This is a genomic window from Streptomyces sp. NPDC001970, assembly GCF_053594115.1.
Map to the genome: position 1 here is coordinate 97442 of NZ_JBSFDW010000018.1, position 11599 is coordinate 109040.

Annotated in this window: 8 protein-coding genes; 4 read left to right on the plus strand and 4 right to left on the minus strand. The window is 71.7% G+C overall.

What is annotated here, in order from left to right:
* Positions 1-217 precede the first annotated feature (217 nt).
* On the minus strand, positions 218-1216 hold the full coding sequence (locus tag ACWCP0_RS22210) for a cation diffusion facilitator family transporter (RefSeq protein WP_451080531.1): 999 nt from the start codon (positions 1214-1216) through the stop codon (positions 218-220).
* A gap of 92 nt (positions 1217-1308) precedes the next feature.
* A complete protein-coding gene (sph, locus tag ACWCP0_RS22215) occupies positions 1309-2334 on the minus strand; it encodes a sphingomyelin phosphodiesterase (RefSeq protein ID WP_451080532.1) in 1026 nt (341 codons plus the stop codon).
* Between the two features lie 240 nt (positions 2335-2574).
* Here sph and ACWCP0_RS22220 point away from each other — a divergent pair, with 240 nt between their 5' ends.
* On the plus strand, positions 2575-3492 hold the full coding sequence (locus ACWCP0_RS22220) for an oxygenase MpaB family protein (RefSeq protein WP_451080533.1): 918 nt from the start codon (positions 2575-2577) through the stop codon (positions 3490-3492).
* On the opposite strand, the gene ACWCP0_RS22225 is transcribed toward ACWCP0_RS22220, so the two are convergent.
* Together ACWCP0_RS22225 and ACWCP0_RS22230 are read right to left on the minus strand one after the other, a co-directional pair.
* Positions 3455-4492: a LacI family DNA-binding transcriptional regulator gene (locus ACWCP0_RS22225; RefSeq protein WP_451080534.1), complete on the minus strand. Its 1038-nt coding sequence runs from the start codon at positions 4490-4492 to the stop codon at positions 3455-3457. The genes ACWCP0_RS22220 and ACWCP0_RS22225 overlap by 38 nt on opposite strands.
* A 98-nt stretch (positions 4493-4590) precedes the next feature.
* The gene (locus ACWCP0_RS22230; RefSeq protein WP_451080535.1) at positions 4591-6123 is read right to left on the minus strand and encodes a M1 family metallopeptidase; all 1533 of its coding nucleotides are present in this window, start codon (positions 6121-6123) and stop codon (positions 4591-4593) included.
* A gap of 200 nt (positions 6124-6323) precedes the next feature.
* On the opposite strand from ACWCP0_RS22230, the gene ACWCP0_RS22235 reads away from it, so the two are divergent.
* From ACWCP0_RS22235 to ACWCP0_RS22245, 3 genes are all read left to right on the plus strand, one after another.
* Positions 6324-8339: a Xaa-Pro dipeptidyl-peptidase gene (locus ACWCP0_RS22235; protein WP_451080536.1), complete on the plus strand. Its 2016-nt coding sequence runs from the start codon at positions 6324-6326 to the stop codon at positions 8337-8339.
* Complete coding sequence (locus ACWCP0_RS22240) at positions 8336-9661, plus strand: M14 family metallopeptidase (RefSeq protein WP_451080537.1); 1326 nt, start codon at positions 8336-8338, stop codon at positions 9659-9661. Before ACWCP0_RS22235 ends, ACWCP0_RS22240 begins: the two co-directional genes overlap by 4 nt.
* Positions 9662-9801: 140 nt before the next feature.
* Positions 9802-11454: a BCCT family transporter gene (locus ACWCP0_RS22245; protein ID WP_451080597.1), complete on the plus strand. Its 1653-nt coding sequence runs from the start codon at positions 9802-9804 to the stop codon at positions 11452-11454.
* Positions 11455-11599 lie beyond the last annotated feature (145 nt).

An 11599-nucleotide genomic window follows, 5' to 3' on the forward strand; every position in this document is an offset into this window, starting at 1 on the left:
GCCGCGACCCGGACGGCCCAGCCGTCGCAGGGCGCTGCCGACCCGGCCGGCACGTTCGCCGGCGAGGTGCAGGCGTGCTTGAGGTCACCGGCCCGGCTGACACCACGCGGGGACCGGTCGCCGCGCTTCCTCGCGGCCTCCATCGCCGCGCGCAGGGCGACGGGGGCCAGGTCCGTCCGGAAGCCGGGGCCCCGGCGCCGTGGCGCCCGGACACGCGTCAGGCGAAGTGATGGGACAGGGCCGCATGCGGGTCCTGGCCCTTCGGATGCCCGTGGTCGACGTGGACGGTCGCGCCCGCCAGCCGCGGCACTGCGTGCAGCAGCGCATGCTCGGCGGCCACCGCCACCGCATGCGCCTGGACGACCGTCAGCGTCGGGTCGACCTCGACCGACGTCTCGGCCCGCAGCGCGTGCCCGAGCCAGCGCATGCGGACGGCGCCCACACCGCGTACGCCCTCGACGTGCGACAGCGCCTGCTCCGCACGGTCCACCAGCTGCGGGTCGACGGCGTCCATCAGCCGGTGCCAGATCTCCCGCGCCGCGCCGCGCAGCACCATGAGGATCGCGCCCGTGATCACGAGCCCGATCAGGGGGTCCGCGTAGCGCCAGCCGAGCGCGGAGCCGCCCGCGCCCAGCAGCACGGCCAGCGAGGTGAATCCGTCGGTGCGTGCGTGGAGTCCGTCGGCGACCAGGGCCGCTGAGCCGATGCGCCTGCCGGTACGGATACGGGCCCTGGCGACCCACTCGTTGCCGGCGAAGCCCACGAGCCCGGCAGCGGCGACGGCGGGGAGGTGGGTGACGTCCTGCGGCTCCAGCAGCCGCCGGACCGCCTCGTAGCCCGCGAAGGCGGCCGATGCGGCGATCACCAGGACGACGAAGACGCCCGCCAGGTCCTCGGCCCGTCCGAACCCGTACGTGTAGCGGCGGGTGGCGGCCCGCCGGCCCAGCACGAAGGCGAGCGCGAGCGGCAGCGCGGTCAGGGCGTCGGTCGCGTTGTGGACGGTGTCGCCCAGCAGCGCGACCGACCCGGACTGCGCCGCGATCACCGCCTGGACGGCGGTGGTCGCAGCGAGGATCCCGAACGAGAACCACAGCGTCCGCAGACCCTGCGCGGAGCCCTCGAGCGCGGCGTCGATGCGCTCGCCGTGGTGGTGGTGATGATGGTGAGGGTGGTGGTGTCCACGCCCGTGTTCATGAGTGTGCCCGTGACCCTTCATGGACACCACCATGGCAGCCTGAAAGCCCTGCAGCCACTGTCGAAAAGCGCCTTCTGACCAGCTGCGAAGGCCTTGCGACTGCCCTCTCGCCGCTACTGCCCGAAGGCGGCGACCGGGTAGTGGTCGGACAGGTTCGTGTACGTGTACGACGTGCCCCAGCTGGTGACCGTCCAGGGCGCGCTCTGCTCCTTGATCACTTCGTTCTTCCAGCCCGCCGGCTTCGCGTGGCCCGCCCGGTGCAGGACGTGGTCCAGGTCCTCGCGCGGGTCGTCCGGGTAGCGGTCGGCCGCGATCGAGTTCTCCTGTGTGTCGAAGGAGTACGGGTGTCCGGTACGGGAGTCGGCGTCGGCCAGGCCGCCGTCCGCCAGCATCGTCGCGTACTCGGCCGTGCGCGAGTCCACGTTGAGGTCGCCGGCGACGACGACCTGCTCGGACGCGGGGATGTTCTTGGCGTCGAGGAACGCGTCGACCGCCTTGAACTGGCGGCTGCGCATCTGTGCCGCCTCACCGGCCGCACAGCCCGGGTCGGTGGACTGCGCGTGGGTCCCGACCACGTGCACCTTGGTGCCGTTGACGTCCAGCACGACGTACGCGAAGCCCTTGTTCGACCACCAGTCGGCGCCGCACGCGTCCTTGTAGACGTGCTGCTCCTTGCGGAGGATGGGCCACTTGCTGAGGATCGTGACACCGCCGTCCTCGGGTGTGGTCGCCGAGTAGGCCCCGCCGGTCGCGTCCCAGCCGGTCCTGGAGCGGCCCACCACGGGGGTCTGGTACGGGTACTGGGCGGAGGCGTTGGCCTTCAGCGCGTCGGAGGACGAGTTGTCGAAGGCCTCCTGCAGGACGACGACGTCATGGCCCTGGAAGAACGACGTCCTGGGGATCTCCGTGGCGCGGTGGTCCTGGCCCCAGTTGGGGTACAGGGTCTTGCTGAAGAGGAAGACGTTGTACGTCAGGACCTTCAGCGACGGCGTCGCTGCGGCCTCAGCGGTCTGTGCTGACCGAGCGGTCCCGGCCGCGGGTGCGGCGGAGACGGAGGGCGCCGCCGCGCCGAGGGCGGCGGCAGCGAGCGCGGTGGACACTGCTGCGCCAAAGACACGGCGGAGCGCGGAGTGCGGCACTGGAACTCCCGATGGAAGGTGGGGGATTGACCGGCGCGCACATCAAAGCAGCGGGAGTTACCTTTGGGTAACCGCCAGGTGCCCACATCCTTGCCGCAGCGACACCATCCTCGGAACGTGTCTGAACAACTTGCCTGGCCATGCCCTGCCGCACGGGCAAGGTGACGCGTCCGGTCTCGCCCATACTGGAATCCGGAGGGACCGGGTACCGGGCCGTCCGCCGAGACCTGGAGCGTGCGTATGTACAGGCCGGACCCCCTGCCACCGCCGCCCGGCGGCGTGCTGTGGAGCCTCGCGGGAGACATCCGCGGGCTGCTGATGCTGCCCGCCGCACTCACGATGCAGGTCGCGCATCCGGCCGTCGGCGCCGGGGTCGACGAGCACTCCGTCTTCCGCACCGACCCCTGGGGGAGGGGCGAACGTTCGCTGCGTTCGCTCCAGCTGTGGGTGTACGGAGGCGACGCTGCGGCCGAGGAGGGCCGGCGGCTGCGGCAGCTCCACCGGACCATCCAGGGCACGGACACCCACGGCCGCCCCTACCACGCGCTCAGCCCGGAGAACTACGCCTGGGTCCATGCGACCGGCTTCCCCGTCTACCGGCACGCGACCCGCTATCTGCACCGCCCGCTCACCGAGGCCCAGGAGCGCCGGCTGTACGCGGAATGGCTGCGGGTCGGCCGTGTCCTCGGCATCCAGGACCGGGACATGCCGCAGACGATCGAGGAGTTCTGGCCGTACTACCGCAAGGTCCTCGCCGATGACCTCGAAGCGACCGTCGTCGTCCGGGAGCTCGTGGCGACCGGCCGGCCCCTGCCGCCGCCGGACCGCGGTCCGCTCCCGCTCAGGCTGCTGCTGCGCGCCTTCTGGCCGGTGATCCTGCCGCCGTTCCTCCGCTTCCGGCGCTTCGTCACCATCGGGCTGATGCCACCCGACGCGCGCGCGGCCATCGGCCTGCCGTGGACGGACCGACAGGAGCGGCGGCTGCGGCGCCTCGGCCTCGCCGTACGGGCCGTGGTGCCCGTCCTTCCCGAGCGGCTGCGCTATCTGCCGCTTGCCCGCGAGGCGCGGCGGAAGGCGCGCGCGGCCGGGCTGATCCAGCGCGGCCCGCACGGCGCACCGGTCACGCCGAGGCCCGGCGCACCAGCGTCGTCGGGGTGACCACCGACTGCGGCGCCCCGTCCTGCGCACCGGTCCCCTCGCTCAACACGTCCATCAGCAGCCGCACCATCAGCCGGCCGTTGCCCTCGATGTCCTGACGGACCGTCGTCAGCGGGGGATCGGTGGCCTCCGCGACCGAGGCCACGTCGTCGAAGCCGACGAGCGCAACGTCCTCCGGCACCCTGAGGCCCCGTTCGCGCAGCACGCGCAGCGCGCCCGACGCCATCAGGTCGTTCGCCGCGAACACCGCGTCGAGGTCGGGGTGCCCGTCCAGCAGCTCCGCCATCGCGCGTGCCCCGCTCTCCACGGTGAAGGCCCCCTGCGCGACGGGACCCGCGGCCCCGCCGAGTGCTTCGCGGTAGCCGTCGACGCGGTCCAGCGCGGAGGTCTGGTCGAGCGGGCCGGCGATGTGCGCGATCCGGGTGCGGCCCAGCCCGACCAGATGGCACACCGCCTCGCGGGCGCCGCCGCGGTTGTCGCAATCGACGTACGGCACGGCCCGGTCGCGACCGCGGGGCCCGCCGGGACGGCCCCCGAAGACGGCGGGTACGCCGGACTCCACCACGATGGCGGGGAGTTCGTCGTCGTCGTGCAGCGAGAAGGCGAGCGCGCCGTCGACATGACCGCCGCCGAGATACCGGGCGATCCGGTCGTGGTCGTCCGCCCCCTCCACCCACAGCAGCACCAACTGCGAGTCGTGCGACGCCAGTTCCCGGCTGATGCCGCGCACCTGCCGCTCGAAGAACGGGTCCGAGAAGATCCTGAACTCAGGCTCGGCGATGATCACCGCGACCGCGCCGTTGCGCCGGGTGACCAGGGTCCGCGCCGCGTGGTTCGGTACGTAGCCGAGCTCGGCCACCGCCTCGCGCACCCGGTCGGCCAGCGGCGCCCGGACACCTGCCCCGCCGTTGACGACACGCGAGACCGTCGCCCGCGAGACGCCCGCGCGGGCGGCGACGGCCTCCAGCGTGGGCCGGGCACCAGTGGTCGGATCGGGCAACGGATGCTCCTCGTCGGCGCGTCGGACCGTATCCACACGAGGGTAACCGCAGGCGCCGCCGCCCCCCGAGGGGGCGACGGCACCGTCGAGCAGCCGCGTCAGTGGTCGTGGCCGCCGTGCCCCTGGAGCCCGGCGCGACCGTGGTCGTGGATCGTGTTCGTGGCGGCGATCTTCTTCCAGGACTTCGGCTGCGCAGGCCGGGCGTCGGCGCGCGCCGCGACCCGCGCTCGCGCCGACGCCTGGACGGCCGGCTTCGACGGCTCGTACAGCCAGGTGTCGAAGAGCGCGGCGAGCGGCTTGCCCGAGACCGTCTCGGCGTACTTCAGGAAGTCGCCCACACTGCCGTTGCCGTGGGCGTTGACGGTCGGCCAGCCCTTGAGGATCGCGAAGAAGTCCTCGTCGCCGATCTCGACCCGCAGCGCCTGCAGCGCGAGCGCGCCACGGTCGTACACGGCGATGTCGAACTGCTTGTCCGGGCCAGGGTCGCCCGGCTTCACCGTCCAGAACGGGTCGTCCGCCGGGTGCAGCGCGTAGACGTGGTCGGCCAGCTCCTGCGCCGTGCCCTCGCCCTCCTTCTCCGACCACAGCCACTGGCTGTAGCGGGCGAAGCCCTCGTTGACCCAGATGTCCCTCCAGCCCTTGACGGAGACACTGTCCCCGTACCACTGGTGGGCCAGCTCGTGCACGACCACCGAGACGTTCGCTCCGTTGGCGAACTGCCGCGGGCTGTAGAAGGGGCGGGTCTGCGTCTCCAGGGCGTAGCCGCTGGTGACGTTCGGAACGTAGCCGCCGAGCGCGTTGAACGGATACGGGCCGAAGACCTCCTCCAGCCACTCCGCGACCTCGGTCGTGCGCTCGATGCTCGCGCGCGCGGCGCCCGCGTTGTCGCCCAGGTCCACGCTGTACGCGTTGAGGACCGGCAGGCCCTTCGCGGTCTTGCCGGTCGTGATGTCGAACTTGCCGACCGCGAGCGTGGCGAGATACGTCGCCTGCGGCTTGTTCGACCGCCAGGTGAAGCGGGTCCAGCCGAGGCGCGAGGACTGCGACTGCAGCACGCCGTTGCTGATCGCCTGGCTGCCGTCCGGCACGGCCACGGAGATGTCGTACGTCGCCTTGTCCAGCGGGTGGTCGTTGGACGGGAACCACCACGCCGCCGAGTGCGGCTCCTGTGCGGCGACGCCGCCGTCCGGGGTGCGGTGCCAGGCGGTCCAGCCGCCGATGCTCAGCTCGGACGGCTTGCCGGCGTACCTCACCACGACCGCGACGGGCTTGTTCTTCTCCAGGGGCGAGGCCGGGGTGATCTCCAGCTCCTGGTCGCCGGTCTTGGTGAAGGACGCCTTCCGCCCGTTCACCCGTACCTCGCCGACCTTCAGTCCGAAATCGAGGTTGAAACGCGAAAGATCCTGCTTCGTGGTGGCGAGAATCGTCGCCGTACCCTCCAACAGGTCCGTCCTCGGCTGGTACTTGAGCCTCAAGTCGTAATGCGACACGTCGTAGCCGCCGTTGCCGCTGGCCGGGTAGTAGGGGTCGCCGATGCCCGGGGCCCCGGGCGAGAAGTCAGCGGCCGATGCCGGGATCGCCAGCAGGAGTGAGGCCGTGAGCACGCTCGGGACGAGGATTCTGCGGTGCACGAATGCTCCAAGTCGTCGGGGCGGATGATCTCTTCGAACCCTGTTCATGTCACTACGCCCGGTCATGTCCATGGCCCCCTGCTGTCACACGATCGCCATTCGGCCGACATGATGTGCCCCGCCCCATCGGTCCGTTCCGGTCGGTTTTCGTCCCTGACTGCCCTCTGTTGCACAGGAGTTGACCGGAGTACCTTCCGCCCATGCCGATACGTGCGCGGGGCACCCGCCTTTCGAGCAGATCCTTCATCGTGGCGGCCACCGCCGCCCTGACCGCCGCCCTCGTCCCGCCGGCCGGCGCCCAGAGCGCCGCGCCGCCGCGCGAGAGCAGGCCCGTCTACTCGTACGACAAGGCGATCCGTGAGTCCGTATGGGTGGACACCCGGCTCGACGGCGACGGGGACGGCAGGACCGACCGCGTCGCGGTCGACATCGTCCGGCCGCGTGAAGCGGCGCAGCATGGCCGGAAGCTACCGGTCATCATGGACGCCAGCCCGTATTACTCCTGCTGTGGGCGCGGCAACGAGAGCCAGAAGAAGACCTACGACGCGAACGGGAACCCGGTCCAGTTCCCGCTCTACTACGACAACTATTTCGTGCCGCGCGGCTACGCCTTCGTCGCCGTCGACCTCGCCGGCACCAACCGGTCCGACGGCTGTGTGGACGTCGGCGGCCGCTCCGACATCCACTCCGCCAAGGCCGTCGTCGACTGGCTGAACGGCCGCGCCCGTGCCTACACCAGCCGCACCGGCGCGGAGCGCGCCGCGGCCGGCTGGACGACCGGCAACGTCGGGATGATCGGCAAGAGCTGGGACGGCACCATCGCCAACGGCGTCGCCGCGACCGGGGTCGAAGGACTGAAGACCGTCGTCCCGATCGCCGCCATCTCCTCCTGGTACGACTACTACTTCGCCAAAGGCGCCCCGCTCTACGACTCCGGTCCCGACTGGCTCTCGGACTACGTCGACAGCCCCGACGCCCGCGCCCGCTGCCAGGCCGTCCAGCGGCGCCTCGTCGACGAGGCGCCGCGCACCGGCGACTGGACCGGGCTGTGGAGCGAACGCGACTACGTCCCGGACGCCCGCAAGGTCCGGGCCAGTGTGTTCGCCGTCCACGGCATGCAGGACCTCAACGTCCGCCCGAAGCACTTCGGCCAGTGGTGGGACGCCCTCGCCGCACACGGTGTCGAGCGCAAGGTCTGGCTGTCCCGGACCGGCCACGTCGACCCCTTCGACTTCCGCCGCGCCGAGTGGGTCGCCACCCTGCACCGCTGGTTCGACCACTACCTGCTCGGCTACGACAACGGCATCGACCGCGAGCCGATGGCCGACATCGAACGCGACCCCGACCAGTGGTCCACCGACCGCGTCTGGCCGCCCCGCTCCACCGCCGTCACCACGATCCGCCCCGGCAAGGGCGCCGCACCCGGGGTCGGAACCCTCGTCCTGAAGCCCGCACGGCCCGGCGCCATCGAGACGTTCACCGACGACCCGGCCCTCGGCGAGACCGACTGGGCCGCCGACATCGACCGCTCCACCCCGGCCAAGGCGGGATTCGTCACCCCACCGCTCAGTCGCGCACTGCGGCTCTCCGGCTCCTCCACGGTCACGGTCACCGCCACCCCGACGACCACGACCGCGCATCTGTCCGCGGTCCTCGTCGACCTCGGCCCCGACACCATCCGTGACTACACCGCCGCCGGCGAAGGCATCACCACCCTGCCCGAGCGCACCTGCTGGGGGGCGAGCACCACCGGCGACAGCTCCTGCTTCAAGGAGACCGTGGCGCGTACGACCGCCGTCGAGCACACCGTGGTCAGCCGCGGCTGGGCCGACCTCGGCAACCACGCATCCGCCGCCACGGGCCGCCCGCTGACGCCCGGCACCGCGTACACCATCACCCTCGATCTGCACGCCACCGACCATGTCGTGCCGGCGGGGCACCGGCTGGCCCTCATCATCGGCGGCACCGACAAGGGCCTCATCGACCCTCCCCCGAGCTCTGCGAGCGGGGGGTACCCCCAGTCCACGCGGCCGAGCCTCACACTCGACCTGGCCCGCACCGCCGCACGGCTGCCGATCCCCGGCGGCGCCCACGCGTTCCTGAGCGCCACGACGGGCACCGCGCCGCCGCCGGCCGGCGCCCCGCGCGGATCCCGGCTCGACGGTGTCGCCGAACCGCGTCCGATCCACCCGATCCCGGGAGGCGGCAGCCGATGAACCGCCGTCTCCGCGCCGTCGCCGTGGCCGTCTGCGCACTCGCCGTACCTCTGGCGGCCGCGCACGCCGAGGCGGCGGCCCCCGCCCGGACAGCAACAGCCCGGGCAGCGCCCGACGCGCACAGCCTGCCCCTTCCCCGCACCGGGTTCGAAGCCTCGCGCGGCGCGCGCTGGACCAGCCAGCCCGAGGAGTGGCAGTTCCTCTCCGCCGTCGACCGGGCGAGTGACCGGGTCTCGCTGCGCACCATCGGCACGACCGCACAGGGCCGCCCGCTCCAACTCGCCCGTATCGGCGGCGACCGGCCCACCGCGAACACCCTGCTGCTGATCTGCACGCAGCACGGCGACGAGCCCTCGGGCCGCGAGGCCTGCCTCACCACGGTTCGCGATCTCGCCGGGGCCGAGGACGCGAAGACCCGGCGCTTCCTGGATCGTACGACCGTGCTCGTCGTCCCCACCGCCAACCCCGACGGCCGCGCCGCCGACACCCGCGGCAACGCGGACGGCATCGACATCAACCGGGACCACATCGCGCTCAAGACCGCCGAGGGCCGCGCCCTGGCCGCCGTCATCCGCGACCAACGGCCCGACGTGGTCCACGACCTGCACGAGTACAACGCGACACCGTCCTACTACGACAAGGAACTGCTCGCCCTGTGGCCGCGCAACCTCAACACCCGGGCGAAGGTGCACGAGGAGGCGCACACCCTCTCCGAGAGGTATGTACGGCCCGCGGCCCACGACGCCGGATTCAGCAGTGGCATCTACGGCATCTGGACCGACCCCGTCACCGGTGAGCCGGTCAAGCAGGTCGCCGGCGACGGCCAGGAACGCATCCTGCGCAACACCGCCGGGCTCAAGCACGCGGTCGGGCTCCTCGTCGAAACCCGCATCGACGCCCTCACCGACGCGGAGAAGCACGATCCCGCACTCAACAACCGGCGCCGGGTCAACACCCAACTCGCCGCGCTGGACGGCGCGTTCCGCTTCGTCGACGAGCGGCGGACGCATATCGGGACCGCGACCGGCGCCGCACGCCTCGCAGGCCTCATGGACCGCGGACCGGTGTATCTCGGCGGCGCCGACAACGACCCGGCAGCACCCGAGGAGACTCTTCAGGACCCGCCCTGCGGCTACCGGCTCACGGCCGCGCAGTACGCGGACGTGCAGGACGAACTCGCCCTGCACGGCGTCCTGTCGAAGCCCGGCCGCGACGGGGCGTACGTACCGCTGCGGCAGTCCCGGCGCGCCCTCGCGGCGCTGCTGCTCGACGAGAGGGCGGCATATCACCTCACATCCGGGCAGCCGGTGACCGCTTGTTGATACCAGGAGACCTGTGTCACATGTGGTAGGAGGGCTCAAGGAGAGCGAATCCGGGCTCCGCGAACCCCCGAAAGGTGCCACCTGTGCCGCACGACGAGTCGCACGACGAACGAGAACCGGGCGGCCGGGGAGAAGAGCCGATGACGGCGGACCTCCCCGGCCTGTCCGCGAACTCCCGGGGCGCCCCGACGGACCGGGTGGTCTTCGGCGTCACCGCGGTTCTCACCCTCGCCTTCGTGATCTGGGGCTCCGTGTCCACGGACACCTTGGAGCGCGTCTCCGGCAGCATGCTGTCCGGCCTCATCCACAACGGCGGCTGGGCGTTCGTCCTCGCCGCCTCCGGCTTCGTGATCTTCGCGCTGTGGCTCGCCATCAGCCGCTACGGCAGGATCCCGCTCGGACAGGAGGGCGAGGCGCCGGAGTTCCGCACGGTGTCCTGGGTCGCGATGATGTTCAGCGCGGGCATGGGCATCGGTCTGATGTTCTACGGCGTCAGCGAACCCCTCGCGCACTTCACCACACCGCCGCCCGGCACCAGCCCGGCCGACGCCGCCGAGGCCATGGAGACCGCCATGGCCACCACCCTCTTCCACTGGACGCTGCACCCCTGGGCCATCTACGCCGTGGTCGGACTCGCCATCGCCTACAGCACCTTCCGGCGGCGCAGGCGCCAGACCGTCAGCGCCGTCTTCGAACCCCTCATCGGCAAGAAGCACGCCCACGGCACGGGCGGCCGGATCATCGACATCCTGGCCATCTTCGCCACGCTCTTCGGGTCCGCGGCCTCCCTCGGGCTCGGCACGCTCCAGATCGGCAGCGGCGTCACCGAACTGGGCTGGATGGACGAGGTCAGCACGGCACTCCTGGTCGGCATCATCGCCGTTCTGACCCTCGCGTTCGTCCTCTCCGCCGTCTCCGGCGTCGAGAAGGGCGTCCAGTGGCTGTCCAACACCAACATGGTGCTGGCGGTGCTCCTCGTCCTGTTCGTCTTCATCGCCGGCCCGACCATCGATGTGCTCAACCTGCTCCCGACGTCGATCGCCGCGTATGCGGGGGACCTTCCGCAGCTGGCGGGGCGCACCGAGGCCTCCAGCGGCACGGGCGTCCCCGAATGGCTGGGCACCTGGACGGTCTTCTACTGGGCCTGGTGGATCTCCTGGACACCGTTCGTCGGCATGTTCATCGCCCGCATCAGCAGAGGGCGCACGATCCGTCAGTTCGTCGGCGGGGTGATCCTGGTGCCGAGCACGGTCAGCCTGTGCTGGTTCGCCGTCTTCGGCGGCACGGCGATGACACTCCAGGAGCGCGGGCGGCTCGGTGCGGAGACGACGCCGGAGGGACAGCTCTTCGCCGTGCTCCAGCAGTTCCCCCTCGCCACGGCGATGAGCCTGCTGGTGATGGTCCTGGTCGGGATCTTCTTCGTCTCGGGCGCCGACGCCGCGTCCATCGTGATGGGCGCGCTCTCCCAGAACGGCGCCCTGGAACCCAGCCGGTTCGTCGTCGTCTTCTGGGGCGTGGTCACCGGCGCCGTCGCGGCCGTGATGCTCCTCATCGGCGGCGGGCAGGGCGACGCGCTCGCCGGACTGCAGAACCTGACGATCCTGGTGGCCGCACCGTTCGTCCTGGTGATGATCGGCATGTGCGCCGCCCTGATGCGCGATCTGCGCCACGACCCGCTGATCGTGCGCGGCGAACGGTGTGAGGAGGTGGTCGAACTCGCCGTGGTCGCCGGCAACGAGAAGTACGACGGAGACTTCGAGCTCCGCATCGGCCCCACCCCGCCGCGCAGTTGAGGCTCCCAGGCCCCTGGCCCCCGGCCTACGGCTCCCGCCCTGGCCTCCGGCTCCCGCCCTGGCCTCCGGCTCCCGCCCTGGCCTCCGGCTCCCGCCCTGGCCTCCGGCTCCCGCCCTGGCCTCCGGCTCCCGCCCTGGCCTCCGG

What these genes read in the sequence shown, in the direction of transcription:
- ACWCP0_RS22245 (WP_451080597.1), top strand. Translation starts at nt 9,802, where the DNA reads ATGACGGCGGACCTCCCCGGCCTGTCCGCGAACTCCCGGGGCGCCCCG.
- ACWCP0_RS22210 (WP_451080531.1), bottom strand. Translation starts at nt 1,216, where the DNA reads ATGAAGGGTCACGGGCACACTCATGAACACGGGCGTGGACACCACCAC.
- ACWCP0_RS22240 (WP_451080537.1), top strand. Translation starts at nt 8,336, where the DNA reads ATGAACCGCCGTCTCCGCGCCGTCGCCGTGGCCGTCTGCGCACTCGCC.
- ACWCP0_RS22235 (WP_451080536.1), top strand. Translation starts at nt 6,324, where the DNA reads ATGCCGATACGTGCGCGGGGCACCCGCCTTTCGAGCAGATCCTTCATC.
- ACWCP0_RS22220 (WP_451080533.1), top strand. Translation starts at nt 2,575, where the DNA reads ATGTACAGGCCGGACCCCCTGCCACCGCCGCCCGGCGGCGTGCTGTGG.